The sequence below is a fragment of the Xylanibacter sp. genome (assembly GCF_057607445.1).
Genome location: NZ_DBLZAX010000005.1, coordinates 1 through 20,514, shown reverse-complemented (window position 1 = coordinate 20,514; position 20,514 = coordinate 1). Strand labels below are relative to the sequence as shown.

At 48.6% G+C, this 20,514-nt stretch carries 11 protein-coding genes; 7 read left to right on the top strand and 4 right to left on the bottom strand.

What is annotated here, in order from left to right; genetic code table 11:
- The first annotated feature begins 514 nt into the window (after positions 1 to 514).
- The 7 genes from ACZMIG_RS05525 to ACZMIG_RS05495 all read left to right on the top strand — a co-directional run bounded on the left by ACZMIG_RS05525 (position 515) and on the right by ACZMIG_RS05495 (position 10,421).
- Positions 515 to 1,543, top strand: coding sequence for a lysylphosphatidylglycerol synthase transmembrane domain-containing protein (locus ACZMIG_RS05525; RefSeq protein ID WP_021855031.1), 1,029 nt, complete (start codon positions 515 to 517; stop codon positions 1,541 to 1,543).
- A gap of 78 nt (positions 1,544 to 1,621) precedes the next feature.
- A complete protein-coding gene (locus ACZMIG_RS05520) occupies positions 1,622 to 3,079 on the top strand; it encodes an aminoacyl-histidine dipeptidase (RefSeq protein ID WP_303053665.1) in 1,458 nt (485 codons plus the stop codon).
- A gap of 513 nt (positions 3,080 to 3,592) precedes the next feature.
- Complete coding sequence (locus ACZMIG_RS05515) at positions 3,593 to 5,128, top strand: BACON domain-containing protein (protein WP_418874816.1); 1,536 nt, start codon at positions 3,593 to 3,595, stop codon at positions 5,126 to 5,128.
- A 546-nt stretch (positions 5,129 to 5,674) separates the two neighbouring features.
- Positions 5,675 to 6,601, top strand: a complete 927-nt coding sequence (locus ACZMIG_RS05510; protein ID WP_021855035.1) for a magnesium transporter CorA family protein — start codon at positions 5,675 to 5,677, stop codon at positions 6,599 to 6,601.
- 160 nt (positions 6,602 to 6,761) lie between these two features.
- Positions 6,762 to 8,606 carry a DUF349 domain-containing protein gene (locus tag ACZMIG_RS05505; protein WP_418874839.1) on the top strand — a complete coding sequence of 615 codons (1,845 nt, stop codon included), beginning with the start codon at positions 6,762 to 6,764 and terminating at the stop codon, positions 8,604 to 8,606.
- 42 nt (positions 8,607 to 8,648) lie between these two features.
- Positions 8,649 to 9,323, top strand: coding sequence for a tetratricopeptide repeat protein (locus tag ACZMIG_RS05500; RefSeq protein ID WP_418874817.1), 675 nt, complete (start codon positions 8,649 to 8,651; stop codon positions 9,321 to 9,323).
- An 18-nt stretch (positions 9,324 to 9,341) separates the two neighbouring features.
- On the top strand, positions 9,342 to 10,421 hold the full coding sequence (locus tag ACZMIG_RS05495; RefSeq protein WP_418874818.1) for a nucleotidyltransferase domain-containing protein: 1,080 nt from the start codon (positions 9,342 to 9,344) through the stop codon (positions 10,419 to 10,421).
- 654 nt (positions 10,422 to 11,075) lie between these two features.
- Here the strand turns inward: ACZMIG_RS05495 and ACZMIG_RS05490 are convergent.
- From ACZMIG_RS05490 to ACZMIG_RS05475, 4 genes are all read right to left on the bottom strand, one after another.
- A complete protein-coding gene (locus ACZMIG_RS05490) occupies positions 11,076 to 12,680 on the bottom strand; it encodes a DUF5060 domain-containing protein (protein WP_487889214.1) in 1,605 nt (534 codons plus the stop codon).
- A 47-nt stretch (positions 12,681 to 12,727) separates the two neighbouring features.
- Complete coding sequence (locus ACZMIG_RS05485; RefSeq protein ID WP_487889270.1) at positions 12,728 to 14,176, bottom strand: family 43 glycosylhydrolase; 1,449 nt, start codon at positions 14,174 to 14,176, stop codon at positions 12,728 to 12,730.
- 209 nt (positions 14,177 to 14,385) lie between these two features.
- Positions 14,386 to 16,428: a RagB/SusD family nutrient uptake outer membrane protein gene (locus ACZMIG_RS05480; protein ID WP_487889213.1), complete on the bottom strand. Its 2,043-nt coding sequence runs from the start codon at positions 16,426 to 16,428 to the stop codon at positions 14,386 to 14,388.
- 20 nt (positions 16,429 to 16,448) lie between these two features.
- A complete protein-coding gene (locus ACZMIG_RS05475) occupies positions 16,449 to 19,739 on the bottom strand; it encodes a SusC/RagA family TonB-linked outer membrane protein (protein ID WP_418874841.1) in 3,291 nt (1,096 codons plus the stop codon).
- Between the last annotated feature and the right edge of the window lie 775 nt (positions 19,740 to 20,514).

The window sequence follows — 20,514 nt, the reverse complement described above, 5'->3', positions numbered from 1 at the left end:
GCAATACCGTTGCCACCGGGAACTGCACAAAATCATCAAGCAAAACAAACTCATGATACGGCAAGCTGCCATGCCGCTACAATAGCCTTAGCCGAATATGGATCTGCGCGGACAAGCATAACGACAGGACCATTGCGGCATATCTCAAGAAAAGATACGGAAACAGAAGGAGCCGGATGACAGACTTCGGCGGCAGATTTGTGATGAACGACCATGTATTTCAGCTGAACACCTGCACCCAAGACTAAGCCTCCGTTTCACATAAAAAAGTGTGCTTCAGGGCAATAAACCATACACCTTACAGCAACAAGCGTACACACATACCGCACACAACGGCAAAAAAGCTCTAAAGAAATTATAATTCTTTAGTGTCAAGACGCGTATTTTGAAAAAAAAATTGTAAGTTTGCATAGACAATAATGCATGCGGCAGACCGAATGAGGCATGGGTCGACAGCAAGCCACAAGGCTTAAGCAAGGCTCTGCGCGGTCTGGAAAGAAAACATTTGGCAAGCGTGAATACAAGAAAAACAGTAAACAACATACTCAAAATAGCATTTCCGCTGCTGTTCGGCGGGGCGATACTCTATTGGATGTACCGCGACTTCGACTTCAGAAGCATCGAGAACATACTCATCAACGAGATGAGCTGGACATGGATGCTGCTGTCGTTCCCGTTCGGCATACTTGCCCAGATGTTCCGCGGATGGAGATGGCGACAGACGCTTGAGCCTGTCGGCGAATATCCCAGAAGTTCAACGTCGGTCAACTCGATATTCCTTTCTTATGCAGCAAGCCTCGTAATACCCCGCATCGGAGAGTTCACACGCTGCGGAGTGCTCAAGAGATACGACGGCGTGTCGTTTCCGAAAGCTCTCGGAACCGTTGTTACCGAAAGAGCCATCGACACGCTGCTCATGCTGTTTGTCACCATGCTGACACTGCTGATGCAGATGAGAGTGTTCACGACATTCTTCTCAAAGACCGGAACAAGCATGGATTCTATCATCAACCGGTTCTCAACCACAGGCTATATCGTAACCGCAGCATGCGCCATAGCCGCAATTTTCTTGATCCACATACTGCTAAAAAAGCTCTCAATATATAATAAGGTGAAAGCCACCATGGGCGGAATATGGCAGGGAGTGATATCGCTGAAAAGCGTAAAGAACGTTCCCTTGTTCATATTTTACACTCTTGGGATATGGGTAAGCTATTTTCTGCATTACTACCTGACGTTCTTCTGCTTCGACTTCACGTCATCGCTGGGCTTCCAGTGCGCCCTTGTAACGTTTGTGGTGGGCAGCATTGCAGTGATTGTCCCAACGCCTAACGGAGCCGGTCCGTGGCATTTTGCCGTGAAGACCATGCTCATCCTCTACGGCGTGAGCGACACTAACGCCCTCTACTTTGTGCTGATAGTACACACGGTGCAGACCATGCTGGTCATACTGCTCGGCATATACGGATGGGCAGCGCTGGCATTCACCAAGAAGAGACACGCCGCACATACGGCGGAAACACAGATTTCGGCAAACATATAACAATAAATATGGACATACCGAAGTGCCGGCATACGGTGCTGAGGGACTGACCTGATAACAATTTAATCTATAATGACTATGAGCGAAATTAAAAATCTCAAACCGGAGTGCATCTGGAGAAACTTTGATGCACTGACACAGGTTCCACGTCCGTCAGGACATCTGGAGAAAGTTCAGCAGTTCTTGCTCGACTTCGCAAAAAACACAGGCGTTGAAGCATTTAAAGACGAGGCAGGCAACATCGTTATGCGCAAGCCCGCCACACCCGGCATGGAAAACCGCAAGACGGTGATTCTGCAGGCACACATGGACATGGTTCCACAAAAAGAAAAGACAAGTACTCATAACTTTGAGACTGACCCGATACAAACTTACATCGACGGCGAATGGGTAAGGGCTAAAGGCACAACTCTCGGAGCCGACGACGGTCTGGGCGTGGCTGCCATCATGGCTGTGATGGAGGCTAAAGACCTGAAGCACGGACCTATCGAGGCACTGATAACAGCCGACGAGGAAACAGGCATGTACGGAGCAAACGGACTGCCCGGAGGCGAACTTGAGGGTGAGATTCTGCTCAACCTCGACACCGAACAGGAAGGCGAGCTCATCATAGGAAGCGCCGGCGGCGTTGACATTACAGCCACTCTCGACTATCAGGAGGCTGAAAGCGACAAGACAGACGCAGCCGTTAAAATAACAATAAAGGGTTTGAAGGGAGGACACTCTGGTCTGGAAATATGCGAAGGCCGCGGCAATGCCAACAAGATGATGGTAAGAATAGTACGCGAGGCTATAGCAGAAGACGAGGCTTGCCTGGCAAGCTGGCACGGCGGAAACATGCGCAACGCCATTCCGCGCGAAGCTGAAGTAGTGCTCACTCTGCCGAAAGAGAACGTTGAAGACCTGAAGGCTATCGTTGCCGAATATAAGGAGACATTCAACAACGAATACAAAGGCATAGAGAGCGAAATCGAGGTTGTGGCCGAGGACGTAGCACTGCCTGAAATGATCGTGCCGCAGGAAATTCAGGACAACCTGGTTGACGCCATCTACGCAGCACACAACGGCGTATGGCGCTATATCCCCACAATGCCTGAAATTGTAGAGACATCATCTAACCTTGCAATAGTTGACATCGACGGCGGCAAGGCTGCCATCAAGATTCTTGCCCGCAGTTCAAGCGAGACAATGAAAGAGGATCTGTCAACATCGCTCGAGAGCTGCTTCAACATGGCCGGAATGAAGGTTGAGTTCAGCGGCGCTTACGGCGGATGGGACCCCAACACCGACAGCGAGCTGATCAAGGTTATGCGCAACATCTACAAGAACCTGTTCAACGAGGAGCCGACAGTTCAGGTGGTTCATGCCGGACTGGAGTGCAGCATCATCCTGTCTAAATATCCGGGTCTCGACATCTGCTCGTTCGGTCCGACACTGCTGTCGCCCCACACTCCGACAGAGCGTGCCCACTGGCCGTCAACAACCAAGTTCTGGGATCTGCTCGTAAAGACTCTCGAAGAGATTCCGGCTAAATAATTTTAGCAGAAACGATAAAAATTACACAAACCTAATACATGCTGAAGGCGGAAGGCAAAGGGCAAAATGAGCCCCGAACCTTCCGCCTTTTCTGTTGCAGCACCTTGCATAAGAACGCCATAAACACGCCACACGACAAGAAGAGGAAAATCATGCCGGCACGACAAATTAATGACGATGCACACAGCCGATTTGCAAAAGGCCACAAAACGCACTGCAAAAGGGCATCTTTCAGAGGCTAAAAGACCGTCTTTCGGAAGACAAAAGGGCATCTTTTGCAAGCGCAGCCATAACCAACTGATTTTCAAGACGATACACAATGTCTAAAATTTATATGGCATACATCAACCTGCAACGACGACAACACGCCATAAACTGATGCGCTACAAGATATAAAAAGAGCCACAACACCTATTGCACATGTAAATAAAAAATCACGGAAAGCCGTGAAATGCAGGACACAAAGACTTTATATTTTCGCGACATGCAATCGTTAATAAAAAATATAAAGCAATGAAAAACTTTTATCAACTATCACTATGGTGCATCATGGCATGCACTCTTCCACTGACATTATCATGCAGCAGCGACGAAGAACTGTCGCCCGGCCCTGACCCCGACCCAATTATTCCCGACAACGGCATTGTCAGCCTGTCGGCAGAAGGCCAACAAGCCGACGTAACCATACCCACGGCACAGCCCTGGGAGGCAGAATCGTCAGCCGACTGGCTGCAGTTGTCGCAGATGGGAGGCAAAGGCGGCGAGAACGTAAAGATTATTGCTGCACGCAACATCACCCGACAAGAGCGCATAGGCTACATACGCCTGAGCAACGCGGCCGGCACACGCGCCGCGGCAGACTCTATGCAGATTGTGGTGAAACAGCCGGCAGCAGAGAGCGAGGCTACGGGAGTGGTGCTGACATCTGCCTGCTACCGCGACGGCAAAGTGTATGTAAAGATATACAACGGACGCTCGTCTGAAAGCAGCATGCAGCAGCTGGGGATAGTGAGCGGCAGCAGTTTCAGCTTCACTGATCCCGACGCCACCTATCCCGAAAAGGAACCTATCGTGTATATAAAGAAAGGTCAGGAATATGAGGCATGCCCTTATGTCATCCTGAATGCCGACGGCGAGGCCAAAGGCAAATTCTCTATTGCAGGCGAAGCCTCTGTAAACACGCTGCGCGTAAAGCAGAACATCGTCTACAAAGAACTTGGCGAACTGGGCAACAGTGGCTCTGCCACCACCCACTTCACCGATGGCACCACTATATACATGGGCGGAGGCATAGTGGAAAAGACCAACCTGGGATATGAACAGACCGTGACGACCAACGAGCTGCGCTCATACGACACGGCGACAGGCGCCGAAAAAACATACGCCGACATGCCCGTCAGCGGTCAGGGCGCATGCTGGAACGGCACACCCGTAATCATAGGTGACGGCGGAATATATTATCTCGCATCAGGAAAATGGAACTTTGCCGCCACGCATAACGGAGAAGTAAAAGCCGCCAACATAAGTGCCAACATCGTCTATGCAGTAACCGACACCCACATCTGCGCATACAGACTTGACAAAGACAGCAACGGCAACATAACAGCCACGGCAGACGGCAAAACAGCACACGGCACGACATTCGGCGAAAGCACACGCACCACATCTGACGGCAGGGGCAACACATGGCTGCTGGACGACAGCCGGCACACGGCATACATGATAGACGGCAACAAACTGACGGCGCAACGCTGTGCCCCTGCCGACTCGCTCGCCTCCGACTTCAGTTTCATCGGCGTTGCCGGCGGCTATATCTATGCCTTGAGCGACGGCTCAGTAGTACGCTACGAGACAGGCAGCAGCAACCCGCAACCGCTGAAGATGCTCGGCACATTCAGCTGGACAGGCGAAACGGAATGTGTAAACGGAGTATTGTATAACTTTGGCGGACTGACCAACTTCCGCGGCACGTACACCGCATCGAAGCAACTGAACCGCTTCTCGCCATCCGACTATGCGCCGATATCCGTCTCGATATTGCCCGAATAGACCGACACTACACATACAGTCAACACAAAATGACAGCTCAGCCCCAATTGGTCATCAGTATTCGGCAGAATCAATGTTATCTATTGAGCCTATTATCGTCTGAATTTTAGCTGAAATGACGGCCAAACAAACAAAACATCAGACGGCATGAAGCCAATATAAAAGAACAAGACAGAGAAAGCATCAGACTGCTAATAGGATTAAAACACATGCTGCAGAATGACCGATTGGGGCCTCAAGGCTCTATACGCCGACAAAAAGGCTATAGAGCCTTGGTTTAATTTACATAAGCTCAACCAACACGACAAAAACCGAACAAAGAAACGCAACAAGCCATTGTAACACAATTTAAATACAAAATTAAAATTCATTTCATTCATTTTTATTTTGAGATTAGCCCAACTTGCAGTATCTTTGCACCGCAAAACAGAAATTTTAATTTATTCATGGACGATTATTACGCGGAAAATATGAACTTGTAGGCGCGGAGGTTTGCTCATTGATGCTGACCGCCGTGCAGTCATAACCGTTTCGGAGGATTAGCAAATGAGAACATATTGGAACACAACCAAAGGCCTTAGGCAGATTGGCGAGTGGGAGCCTAACTGCTGGATACAAGTGACATGCCCGACGGAAGAAGACCAGCGTCTTCTTGAAAATGAATTTAAGATTCCCGATTATTTCCTTTCTGACATCAGCGATAATGATGAGCGTGCCCGTTATGAATACGATGACGGCTGGATGCTCATAATCCTGCGTATACCTTTTGTAAAGGAAATCAGATCGAGAACGCCCTACACCACCGTGCCGCTCGGCATAATACACAAGCGCGACGTAACCATCACGGTGTGCTTTCACGAAACAAACATGATGATAGACTTCGTGAGCTATCAGCAGAAGCGCGGCGAGGGCTTCACCGACTACGTCGACATGATTTTCCGCCTGTTCCTCTCTTCGGCCGTATGGTATCTGAAACGGCTGAAGCAGATAAACAGCCTGATTGAAAAATCAAAGCGCAACCTTGACAAGGAAGTGAACAACGAGTCGCTTATAGGCCTGTCAAGACTGCAAGATTCGCTGACCTACTTCATCACATCCATCCGCGGCAACGAGAACCTTCTGGCAAAGCTGAAGTTCAAGCTGCAGGTGGACGAACTCGACGCCGACCTGATTGAGGACGTAAACATCGAGATGAGCCAGGCGCGCGAAACCACAAACATATACTCTGACATTCTCGAATCTACCATGGACACATATTCGAGTATCATCAACAACAACATGAACACCGTGATACGTACGCTCACATCAGTGTCGATTATCCTGATGTTCCCCACGCTCATAGCCAGCCTGCTCGGAATGAACCTCATAAACGGCATGGAACAATGGAAATACGGCTTCGTGATAGCCATAATAGTATCCGTGCTCATTTCAGGCATATCATGGTGGATTTTCCGCCACAAAAGGCTCATTTAACCCAAGAAAAACGTTTTTTTCCAAATTTATTAGGTATTTACAATATTTTTAATTAAGTTTGCACACCTAAGGTTTTACCTGAAAATCAATTCATGAACGAATAAAAAGTTATATGATGGACTCTCAAGAAAAGACACTCAGCCAAGAGAACACTGAGAAAATGAATGTTGAACTAACCGATAACAACATGCAAGAAAACTGCGCTGCCAATGAAAACAACGCAGAAGTGACAACCGACACCACCGAAACAGGAGAATTTGTCTCAGAAAGTTCTGAAGCTGCCGCACTGAAAAAAGTATATAAAAGCAAAAGCGAAATAATAGAAAGGGTGAAAGAAATCGCACACAGCGACGAGCATCCTCAGAAAGGCGAAATAGATTACCTCAAAACAATCTTTTACAAACTTCACTTTGCCGAAAGAGAAGCTGACATGAAAGCATATCTTGAGGGAGGCGGCGACCCGGCAAACTACAAAGTGCTTCCTGACGAAGACGAAGAGGTGTTTAAGGCTGAGATGGGCGTAATAAAGGAAAAACGCGCCAAACTGTTCCTTGAGCAGGAAAAAGAAAAGCAGGAAAACCTGAAGAAAAAGCTCGACATCATCGAGAAGATTAAAGCTATGGTTACTTCGCCCGAAGAAGCCAACAAATCATATCAGGACTTCAAGAAGCTGCAGCAGGAGTGGAAAGAGATCAAGCTCGTGCCGGCAGAAAAGGCGAACGAGCTGTGGCGCAACTATCAGCTCTACGTTGAGCAGTATTACGACCTGCTGAAACTAAACAGCGAAGCACGCGAATACGACTTCAAGAAGAATCTTGAAATAAAGACAAAGATATGCGAGGCTGCCGAAAAGCTCGGCACTGAGGAAGACGTGATAAGCGCATTCCACCAGCTGCAGAAACTGCATCAGGAGTTCCGTGAGACCGGCCCTGTTGCAAAAGAACTGCGCGAGGAAGTGTGGGCACGATTCAAGGCAGCATCTACTATAATTAACAAGCGCCATCAGCAGCACTTCGAATCGCTGCGCGCAAAAGAGGAAGACAACCTCACGAAGAAGACCGCGCTGTGCGAGAAAATTGAAGAAATAGCCAAGGAAGAAATAAAGACCGCAGGCGAATGGGAGAAGAAGACCAAGGACATCATTGCCATACAGGCTGAATGGAAGACCATAGGCTTCGCTCCGCAGAAGATGAACGTAAAGATCTTTGAGCGTTTCCGCGCTGCCTGCGACGACTTCTTCAGCAAGAAAGCTGAATTCTTCAAGAACATGAAGCAGCAGTTTGCTGAGAATGCCGACAAGAAGAGAGCACTCATCGAGCAGGCAAAGGCTCTGCAGGACAGCACCGAATGGAAGTCGACAAGCGACAAGCTGATAGCCCTGCAGAAGGAATGGAAGACCATAGGAATGGTGCCTAAGAAACTTGGCGACAAGCTGTGGAACGAGTTCCTCACTGCATGCAACCACTTCTTTGAGGCACGCAACAGCGCCAATGCCGGCACACGCAACGAGGAGCGCACCAACCTCGAGAAGAAACGCGGCATAATAGAACAGCTGAAAGCACTGGCTGAGAATGCCGGAGACAACATACAGGACAAAGTGCGCGAGCTTATCGACGAATACAACGCTGTAGGCCACGTTCCGTTTAAGGAGAAAGACAAGCTCTACAAAGAGTATCATGACATACTGGACAAGCTTTACAAAGAGCTTAACATATCAACGGCACGCCGCCGTCTCGACAAGTTCAAGAACAACCTGAAGAACGTTGCAGAGAAGGGTGCTGACGCTCTCGACAACGAACGTGCACGCCTGATGCGCCGCTATGAGGCAATCAAGCAGGAAGTTCAGACCTACGAGAACAACCTCGGATTCCTTAACGCTTCGAGCAAGAAGGGCAACAGCCTCATCGACGAAATGAACAGAAAGGTTCAGAAGCTTAAGGACGACATGAACCTTGTACGCGAAAAGATTAAGGCCATCGACGCCGAGAACAAAGACGAAGACTGATTTCCGGCAAAACGGTCAGAACAATAAACATAGATAAGTAAATTGAAAATTAAAATTATCTGCATACTCACGCTATTGCTTGGCGTCACCGCCCTAAAGGCGCAGACGCAAAAGCAATGGCGTGATTCTTTATCTGTAATAAACAGCCAGCTTTATCTTCATCCCGACTCTACGGACCTGTTGCTGCAGAAAGCTGCCGTCAACCTTCAGCTGCTTGAATGGGAAGACGCAGCCGAGACATGCAACGCTATTCTGAAAAAGGATACGGTGAACCTTTCGGCACTTTACTTCAGAGCTTACGCCAACAATAACATGCGCAGGTATGAGCTGGCAAGAAACGACTATGAGGACTTTCTGAGAATGTCACCGCGCAACATGCAGGCACGACTCGGACTGGCATACACATACATTCAGCTGAAACGCAACGCACAAGCCATGGACGAGTTCAACAATCTTGTTGAAATGTTCCCAGACAGCAGCGTCGTCTATGCCGCAAGAGCAGAACTCGAGAAGGAGATGCGCTCATACGAAACGGCACTGTATGACTACAACGAGGCGCTTAAACGCGAGCCCGACAACCAAGACTACATCATTTCAAAGGCAGAAGTGCTCATCAGTATGGACAGGAAGCGAGAGGCAAAAGCCCTGCTCGACCAGCTCGTAAGAAGCGGAGTTGCACGCGGAACGCTGAAGGATCTGTACGCTAAATGCAAATAACCCGTTTATTGCAGCACAATGACATCAAAGTTTTTTCAGCTTCTGCGGTTTTCTATAGACGAATCACAGCCGGCTCCCGAAGGCATAACTGCCGCCGACTGGCCGATACTGTTCCGCATGGCCAAGGAACAAAACCTTCAGGGCGTAATCTTCCATGGCATTAACCGTCTGCCAAAAGAATGTCTGCCCAAAAAGGAGATGACCATGAGATGGTTTGCCCTAAGCCGCCAGATAGCCAAACTCAACACAAAGGTAAACGTCAACGCAGCTAAAGTTTCTGAAACATTCAGGCGCAAAGGACTCCGCACTTGCCTGCTTAAAGGACAGGGAAACGCCCTGCTCTACCCCGACCCGCACATGCGCACGCCGGGCGACATAGATATATGGGCAGAGGGAGGATACAAGAAGGTGATGAAGACCGTAGGCTATATGGCTCCTGGATGCAAGCGATGCTATCACCACACTGACTTTCCCGACTATGGCGGAACCACCGTTGAGCTGCACTACCGCCCTCAGTTTATGAACAATCTGATAAGCAACGCCAGACTGCAGGACTATTTCAGCAAGAACGCCGGCAAGCAGTTTGCAAACATTGTGCAGCTGCCCGACGGAGCCGGTAGCATAGCCGTGCCCACTGCAGCATTCAACCGCATATATCAGATGGCACACATCTCAAACCACTTTTTTCATGAGGGCATAGGTCTAAAGCAGCTCTTAGACTATTACTACGTGCTGCGCCAGGGATTCACGGCAGCCGAACAGGAGGCAGACACACGCACGCTGAAGCGCTGCGGACTTTATAAGATGGCCACGGCGGTGATGTATGTGATGCAGAAGGTGTTCTGTCTCGACGACAAATATCTCATAGTCAAGGCAGACGAGCGGCTCGGCAGATTTCTGCTCAACGAGATTATGCTCTCGGGCAACTTCGGCTTCTACGACAAACGCATAGACAAATACCGCGGAAGTCAACTGAAAAAGAACATACAGAGACTTGTGCGCGACGCACGCTTCATGCTCATCTTCCCCGGCGAGAGCCTATGGGAGCCCTTGTTCAGGCTCTATCATTTCTTTTGGAGAATGGCTGCCAAATATTAGACAACGCCGCCACGGATATGCACCAACAGCTGCACGGCGCGCCAACATGTAAAAAACAAATCTTCGAAGTAAATGTAACATGATGCAAAAGGCATCATTCTGCACGCCGAAAGACCACATATTGAGATGCGAAAGGCGGTCTTTTACGCTATAATATGCCGCCTTTTACAAAATACACAACTAAAAAGTTTTTTACAGAAACTCATCACTCGTCACATCACAATGTAGAAAGCTGAATATCAGGCAATTACGCTGTGACGAGTTGATTTGCCAACTCGTCACGCCCTCATGGTCTGTCCCCATACGTGATGAGTTCAGACTACAACTCATCACGCGGTATTCTTCTGAAAATCAGCCACATACACACGAATGTGAAGAGTGATGAGTTTTCGTTAAACCCAAATCTGTCATTAGACCGCACATAGCTTTATCTATTTTGTACATTCATGCTTTCTGCCCGTCTTGTTGTTACTATTGTCGTCTTTTTGTTAGCTTTTTCTTGACATAGCCTGCTATGTCTACGAAAAAGCTAACAAAAACACACTCAATATAAAACAAAAATACAGACAGAATCATAATAACAGATTTGGGTTATAACAATTTTACTGACACAAGATATATACTGTACACCAACAGCAAATCACGCAACCGGCATTATTCTGCTGCCGTTATGCGCAGCATAAGATACGGAGCATCGGGAAGACGCACGCTGCCGTGTTTCTTGTCATAGACACGGTCGCCAACGGGAGCAGTTGTTTCAAACACCTGCGGACATTCGGTTATGGTCATATTCCATGTGTCAATAATCTCAACCTTCATTCTTACGCCCTCCTTAAGACGCGGATACACACCGTTCTTAACAGGCAGTTCGAAAGTCCAGCGAGGCTTAATCCCCTTGCCGAGATATATTATATAATAGTTTTCGCCGGCCGTGGAAGTATATGGGTCCCAGCTGCTGTCGCTCAGCATCAGCGGATTAGGCATGGCGTCAAGGATGTCACGCATAAAACCTATACGCTTCCATGCCTCGCCCTGGAACGTTCCGCCAATGGCAAGGAAGTCGCGCGAATAGTCAGTAGGACTGTCCATATAGCACTCGCCATGACCAACATAAGTGCCGGCCACAGTGCCCTGCCACATGCGGTAGAGCATCTCCTGCCCGCTCAGGCTGCCCCAGCGGTTGTCCATATTGCCCTCATAGCACACCTCATCGAATATCACGGGCTTCTTATATATATTCCTTACCGTGGCAGCACGGCCGAAGCCCTCCACCGGTGCCTGGTCCTGCACGCTGGCATGGGTGTACTCCGGTTCCCAATACTTATAGTATTTTGCCGTGTGGCTGTGTATAGAGCAGAGATGCGAATAAGGGTCGTGCTTCACTATCTCGCGCGTAAGTTCGTCCCACACCTCCGGCTGCCAGTGCCTGAAGAAATCATACTCATTGGCCAGCGACCACCATACATTGCGGAAAGAGCTGACACGTGCAGCCACATAGCGAAGATAGCGAAGATTGACATCCTGCGGCATACGGTCGAAATTCCAGCGGCCGTCGTCGTAAGGATGAAACAATATCAGGTCGGCCTCAACACCTATTTCAGCAAGCATGTCGATACACTTCTCCACATTGTCAAAATAAGCAGGATTAAAGCGTGTGTAGTCCCACTCATATACGGGTCTACCAGACTTGTCCTTCTTTATGCTCTTTATCTCAAAGGGGAAAAGTTCGGGCTCGGGATAGCCGGGATCAAAGTTCTGCACAAAGAGCAGCATCCTTATTTTGTTGAACCGAGCCTCGCTGAGCGACTTCACGGTGAGCTTCTGCATATCGGCAGACACATGCATCCAGTCGTATGCCGTGGTGCCGATGGGGTAATAGCGGGTGCCGTCGGCATACTTAAAGGCATACCGGCCGTCCACCACGACAGGACCATGATTGCCGGCAGAAGGACTTACACACTCGAAACTGCCCTGCTGAGAGTCGAGAGCTTCCAGACTGCTATGCGTGACATAAGTCCACTTGCCGACAGTCTTCGGCATAAAGCGCACCTTGAACACACCGTTACCGGCATAAAATCCGCTCACGGTCATCGTTGTGTCAGGTCCGCTGAATGTTGCCGTAAGCTCCACGTCAAACGGATTGGCAGATGTCTTGGCCTTCATCGCCAGTTCAAATCTGCCCCAGCGCTCAACTGCAGCGGCCGACACAGAGCATGCCACGGCTGCAATCAACAATAAGATTAAACAAAAACGCTTCATAAAAAAGATATTATTCAGTAATTAAAATCATTAAACACACACGCCTTTCAGTCAGTCACGGTCAGCTTAAAGTCAGTAACCTCAACCTCTCCGTCGCCACCGGCATATAGTCCCGGGCGAAGTGACAGAAATCCGTAAACCGTATTATGATGCACGCCCGACACCTCAAATCCCCACGGAAACTTATGCCATGTCTTGCCGTCGGCGCTATACCATGCAGAGAGCACGTCATGGTCGCTGCGCATGCGCAGCCATAGCCGTCCGGTCCGGCATGCCTCGCTACACTTGGAGACAGCCCTGCTTACTTGTCCGCGGCGATAGCGCAGCAGGCCGTCACGGCTAAATCCGTAGCCAAAATGGAAGCGTTCGTCATAATAAGCCACCAATCCGGCCGATGCCCCATCGCCCTTCAGCGTCAGGCATGCCTCTATCTCATATTTATGGGCACTTGTGCGGGCCAATAGCGGTGAGCCTTCTGCCGGCGACTTGCCCTTAGACTTCATGACAATCTTGCCTGGCTTTATGTCAAAGCGTTCTCTTATGTCGTTCTCACGGCATGTCTGCCATACAAAGTCGCCAATGCCCCACACCTTTTTCACAGCAGGCAAAGGCAAGGATATGTCGCCGTCCTTCAGCCTCAGCCACCCGTCCTTCAGCTCCAGTTCGCGCAGCAGGGTCTGACGCCCGAGCGTCTGAAATCCGTTCTCGTAGGCATGGAATATCATGAAGAGCCTGCCGTCGGGCGTGTCTACGACAGAACCATGCCCCTTGCTCCACCACCGCTCATCTCTCGACTGCGTGCGCAGCAACGGGTTAAACGGCGCATTCTCCCATGGACCAAACACGCTCTTGCTGCGTGCCTCCACAACCATGTGGCTGGTAGGCGGTCCTGCCGTGCCGCCTTCTGCGGCAAACATATAGTAATAGTCGCCCACCTTTTTTACGTTGAGTCCCTCCATCGAAAAACTTTCTATATCCCAGTCTTCTGGTATAGGCCAGCCCTTATACACGCTGACAGGCTTTCCGCTTATCTTACATCCGTCGGCCGTCAGCGGATACATGTCGCCCGAACTCATAAGCAGCCATCTCCTGCCGTCGCCGTCAACAACATGCTCCGGGTCAATACCGCCCACATTCAGGTCAACAGGATCGCTCCATGGTCCTTCAGGACTGTCGGCCCATGTAACCATACTTGTCTTTCCATGGCTGCTCAGCGTCGGAAAGTAAATATAGAACCGCCCGTTGTGCACAACGATGTCGGGTGCCCACACATCCCCGGCAAAATGGTTGAGTGCCGTCGAACAGTAAGTCCAGTTGACCAGGTCGTACGACTTATACACCACAAGTCCGGGAGTGTACACAAATGAGGAGTGAACGAGATAATAAGCATCTCCGTATCTCACTATCGAAGGGTCAGAGTTGTCGCCCTCAAGTATCCTTACCGTGTTGCGGCTCTCGTCGGCAAAGCCGTCTGACGCGCTGCTGCCGACAGGCATAAGCACACCAGCAAGAGCAAGCAGCACACAAGCCATCATATTCTTTTTCATAATCATTCTATTGCATTTTAAATGTCCTGACAGTTCATCAGAAATAAACCTTGCAAAGCCAAGATCGTAAATACCTGGCTTAAACTGGTTGTCAGCCAAGAAAAGGGCCGGCAGACATAATCTCTCCGCCGGCCCACAAAACACATCAACTATTCATATTATTCCTGAGCAAGACCATAACCGTTGGTTATCTTACCCTTCGACTTGCTGAGCACCTCGAAAGGCATAGGCCAATAGTAACGTGGAGGAACGTTGCCGGCAGCCACTCCAGGCAGAAGGTTGCTGTTGCAATAATGATCAGCATACTTCACAATTGTTGCTCCCCAGTCGGTCTTCGTATATCCGTCGGCCTCGAGTGCCTTGGCTTCAGCGCCGTTCGGATCGATGTATTCGAAGAGTCCCTTTATAGCAAGGTTGTTGTCTGTGCCGACCACCTTGTCGGCCACGTCGGTTGTTCTGTAATCAAACTGTCCGCGCCATCCGGGATACAAAGCAGGATTAGACTTGTCGGCATCGTATGTCAGAGGCGAATCCAAATGCACCTTCTTCACCCAGATATAGTTTGATATAACGTTGCCGTTGCTGAACTCATGATATCCCTTTGTCTGAAGGTCGTTCACCATTTCAGTCATTTCGGCACGCACGGCAAGAGCCCTCTCGACAAATTTTCCTGAGCGAATAAGGTCCCAGCGACGTGTGCCTTCGCCGAGCAGCTCGAGCTTGCGCTCCTGCATGATGGCCTCTTTGAGAGCCTCACCCGAAGCAGATATGGCATGACTGTCGTCGCCGAACGCACGGCGGCGTATGTCGTTGACAATAGCCAGAGCCTCACCGTCCTTGCCAAGTTCTGCCTTAACCTCAGCCTGCATAAGCAGCAGGTCGGCCAAGCGGAGCACAGGCCAGTTGATGCCCGACATACGCTGTGATGTGGTGTACGGAGGATTCATTCTGTTTTCGTCCCACTTGTTGATGGCGATACCGCCGTCTAGCTTGTTTCCTGGAGTGAAGCGCAACATGGCCTCGTTGCCGTCGCCATTGCTGCCGGTAACAGTAACGCTTGCGTCACGGCGCTTGTCGCCTTCTTCAAACTCACCGTAATAGAATGTTGGGATAACTCGCAGAGCTGCAAACGACTTACACGGAGCTGCCTGGTTAGAACCGCCGTTAGACGGACGGCCGAAAGCATAAGGATATTCGCTCGAAGTGGTCTGGCCGCTCTGTCCGCCCTGAATGTTGCCTACCTCAAATATTGATTCAGGACTTATCTGCAGGTCGTGAGCATACTGGAAATGACGCTGGAACGGATTGTTGGCATATCCGCGGTCGTCAACAGTTACAAGAGTTGCCGTTCCACGGTTCTTTACAGCTTCATCAAGATAATACTCGGCAATTTTGTAATAGTCGAGATAATCGGTGCGGCGTGCATAAACACTCTTATACTCCTCCTTGCCCTTGGTTTCGAGCTGAACGTCACCATAGAGTCCGGGAACATCCGTGCGCACGGTCTGCCAGCCTGCAGAATAAAGGGCTGCCATACCGCAAAGAGCCTCAGCAAATCCGCGAGAGAAACGCTCTGCTGTTATGCTGCCTTCGCCCAGCTTATACATCAGCGGAGCTGCCTCCTTTAGCATGCTTATCACGTTATCGTAAATATCAAAACGGGAATTAAGCTCATAATCAGTGGCGGCTGTGTTCTCATATCCGTAAGGCACATCTCCATAATGCTTTACAAGTTCAAAATAGCAGAATGCCTTCATCGTAAGAGCTTCACCGTAGAGATGTGTCCAGTCGTTTACCTGCCCCTTCTCACGGGCATCTATAAATGCCTGCTTTGTGTCGAGAAGAGAGAGCAGTTCTGAAGTGCGGGCAATGATTGTGTACAGACCGTTAAATCCGCTGTTGCCGGCACCTATGCTCAACTGCTCCGGCTGAAGCCTTGCGTTAGAGTTGTTGAGAGATCCGCTCTCGGGATATGTCTCAGAGTCAGAACCTATCGGGTCGTTCCAGCGATAAGCTCCCATAATACAATTCTGGCGATATTCGGCATAGCACCACGACAAGACCTTAAATGTTTCCGTTGTAGAAGATGTCACAAATCCGCCGTCAGCATTCTCTGGCGATGAAGTGTCAAGATAATCACTGCACTGCACAAACGAAAGGCTCAGCGCCAAAGCTGATATATATATAGCTATTTTTTTCATGATTATTGTTTTTTATTTTATCAGAATGTAAGATTTAAACCAACTACAAACGAGCGTGCACGAGGATATGTTCCCCAGTCAAGTCCCGTAGTAGGATATTTTGCGTTATTATGAGCTGTGTCTGCGCTCACCTCCGGGTCAAGGCCTGAATAGCCGGTGAGGGTGAACAGATTATATACTGTTCCATAGAAGCGGAGCTTGCTGATGCCAACCTTGCGCAACAGATTCTGCGGAAGAGAATAGCCTAAGGTCAGAGTGTTGAGGCGCAGGTAAGAACCGTCTTCGATAGCAAGCGTTGATGTAGTTCCGTTTTCGCTGTAGCACAGAGGCAACGTTGAGTTTGCGTTCGCAGCATTAAGCTGCTCGGGAGTTGTAAGATGTACCAGCTGTCCGTCTACGATATCATATATTTTATAGCATCCGTTTACGAACGAGAGCTTGTTCTCATAAGCACCGCCTTCTTTTGCACAGTACATTGAAGCCACTTTGTTTACGTTGTATATGTCGTTTCCGTAACTCCAGTTGAAGTACATTCCAAAGTCGAAATTCTTATATGTGGCGTTGATGTTGAAACCACCAGTATGAACAGGATTCATGTCGCCGATTACAACTACGTCGGCCTCATCAATAACGCCGCTGTTGTCTATGTCGCGGTATTTAGGCAGACCTGGATAAGCGTTCTGTCCTGCCGGACGGTCGATGCCGTGTACAGGGTTGATAAACGAGCCGAGGTCGGCAACGCCCTCTTTAAGAACATACTGACCGTTGACATAGTTGAAGTCTTCGGGTGTGTAGAAGCCTTCATAGATGTAGCCTCTGACAAGACCAACCGGACTGCCTTCCTGCAGGATATAATCGTTGCCAGGGAATGTGCTGCTTCCGCACCACTGCGAACTGTAAAGTCCTGTTACGTTCTCAGCAAGTTTATCGACATTGCCCTTGTTGAAGTTGATGTTCATACCGGCAGTGATGTTCCAGTCTTTATCTTTATAGACAACTCCTGAGAGAGACAATTCTATACCCTTGTTGCTGGTCTGACCGATGTTGTCGTATGTAGCCGTAAATCCTGTTATTCCCGGCAGTGATGTCAGCATAAGGAGGTCTTTTGTCGTATTCCAATACAGATCGAGAGAACCCCACAGACGGCTGTTGAAGAAACCGAAGTCGATACCGATGTTGCGTGTTATCGTTGTTTCCCACTTCAGGTCTTTGTTGGCCATCTCAGTAGACGACAGGTCATAAGAAGAGAAATATTTCTTTCCAAGATTATACTGCCATCTCAGGTCGGTTTCTGAAGTCCATGTCTGCAGCCACAAATCAGAGTTGATGCCGTCGTTACCAACACTACCGTAAGAGAAGCGCAGCTTAAGATTGTCGAGCCACTCGCGTGTGCCTCTCATGAAGGGCTCTTCTGACAGACGCCAGCCGATAGCTGCTGCCGGGAAGTAGCCCCAACGGTGATCGGGAGAGAACTTAGAAGAGCCGTCGGCACGGAATGTCAGCGTGAACAGATAACGGTCCAAAAGCGTATAGTTTGCACGGCCAAAGAAAGACAGGATGCGCTCAGGCACTTCTACACTTGAGAAGAACTTGCTTGTTCCGGCAGCCTTGTCATATTGGTTTATCATGGCAAAAGCATTGTCCTTGCTGAAGTTTGACGGGAAGTGACTTGCGTCGATTTCTATTTCATCGCCTCCTGAATCAGTAACCTCATGACCGAGCAGGATGTTAAGTTTATGTTCCTGCGGCAAGAACTTGAAATCGTAGCTCATAGTGTTTGTCCAACGGAGTCCCCAGCTGCTGCCTTTTCTCCATTCCACATTACCGGCATAAAGTTTCTCGCCGGTAGCATCGTTCAGGTAGTTGTTGAATATTGCACCACCCCATATTTTGTCTTCTTCCCATTTTTTATTATAAGATAGGTCTGTGTGATAAGTAAGACCTTCTATGATACGCCAGTTAAGGGACAATGTTCCGCGAAGACGCTGCTTTATATACAGAGGCTCATAGTCGCCGATGCGTGCAACAGGGCTGTAAGTATCCCACTGTGAGTTTCGGCCATACATCTCCATGTTGCCCTCGCGCAAGGCGTTCAGGTCACCAAGGATATTGCCTGTGGCGATAGGACGGAAGCGGTAAGATGATGACAGAAGCGAGCCAGAACCGTCAGTGGTCTTCTCGTCTCCCATGGTACGCTTATCCGAGTATCTTGCATCGAGATTGATGTCTACGTTCTTACCAAGTTTCTGATTTACCTTGAATGAGAAACTTGCACGGCGTGCGAAAGAGTTTATCTTCATTCCTTCCTCATCCATATAACTCGCAGAGAACAGCACCTTGGTCTTGTCTGTTCCTCCTGTCAGCGTAAGGTCATGGTTATGAGAGAACGAGCTGTTATATACGTCTTTCTGTATGTCATAATGAGAGATGTTGCGATAGCTCTCTATTCCTCCGGCATTGTTTCCTGCATATTCGCCTATGCCATAAAGTTTCTCGAACGGAACTCTGTAGGCATCACCGCTTGCGGCAGCATTTGCCCATACGAACGACAGATAGTCGTAAGGATTAAGCGTTTCAAGATATTTTGTAGGAGTATTAAACTTTACATATCCGTTGTAAGACACAGACACCTTGCCCTCCTTTGCGCCTTTTGTAGTCACAAGGATTACGCCGTTAGCTCCGCGCGCACCATAGATGGCGGTAGAAGAGGCATCCTTCAACACGTCAATGCTCTCAACCTGATCTGACGGAATGTCGTCGAGCGACTTTACTGTAATACCGTCTACAAGAATAAGCGGATCGTTGCTTTGAGATATTGAACCGCCACCACGCACACGAATAGACACCGAAGCATCAGGACGTCCGTCCTGTGAAGTAATATTTACGCCCGGCAGTTTGCCCTGCATGGCCTGTGCAATGTTAGAAACTGGCATAGAAGCGATGGCGTCGCCTGTTACTGAAGCTACAGAACCTGTGAGGTCTCTGCGCTTGATGGTCTGATAACCTATCACCACCACTTCATCGAGTGCCTCGTTCTCGGTCTGCATCTTCACGGTGTAGGCATTGCGCGAATCAACCTTCAACGTGTAGTCTTCATAACCTATATAAGAGAAAACGAGAGTGGCATTCTCCGGCACGTCAAGTGTAAAGCGGCCTTCAAGATCAGTAGCATAGCCAGACGACGTACCTTGCACACGAACCGTCACTCCGATCATCGGCATGCCCGTCTCATCAATCACTGTTCCGCTAATTTTTTTCTTGTTAACCGAGTTTTTGGTCTGCTCAATGACAGAATTACCGGCATTTGCCATAGGCGGAGATACAACGGCTCCACTAAGCATAAGAACAGACAACCCTGAGACCAGCAGCATGCGGTTACTGCTACGCCACCATTCATGCCTTTTGAAAAAAGCATCTTTTTGAATTGTTTTTTTCATTGCAGTTATTGTTTCTTAAGGTTAATAATTTATTTATAATAAAGATTATTCAAGCAGTTTATCCGTTAAAACGGATTTTTCATATAGATTTAAAGCTTGTTGCAAAAATAGCAAAGCCTTGCATAGGGCTACATAAAAATATGTCTAAAAAACTTAAATTTATGACATGCTTATAAAAGTTAATTAATAAAATTCAAAACAAATAATTACACATTATTATAAATAGAGGCTATTTTATATCATTTATACATACCAACCGTAAAATATCAATAAACACAAGACAAATAGAACACCTCGCTACAGCTTGACATTTACACTAATTAACCCCATTAAGCATGGAAGTCAAAGCGAGCATGCCATGTCAATGTTGCTGAGAAACAAAAAAGTGAAGAACTGACACCGGAAACATAAAATAGATATTTTCAGCAAGCAGCAATAAATTTTGCTTAGACATTCATATCTCCTGCGAGTCTGAACAGAAACTTAGACTGTAAATATTTAATGGTAATTTCAGAGCAACGGATTTTTTACTGCCGGCAACCAATATAACGGCTCACCCGATAAATAGTGGGGAAAGAAAAAAAATCTTATCTTTGCATCATGGAAAATTCAATGTTAGAGTCTTTGGTAAGCTTCATGCTGCCATCCA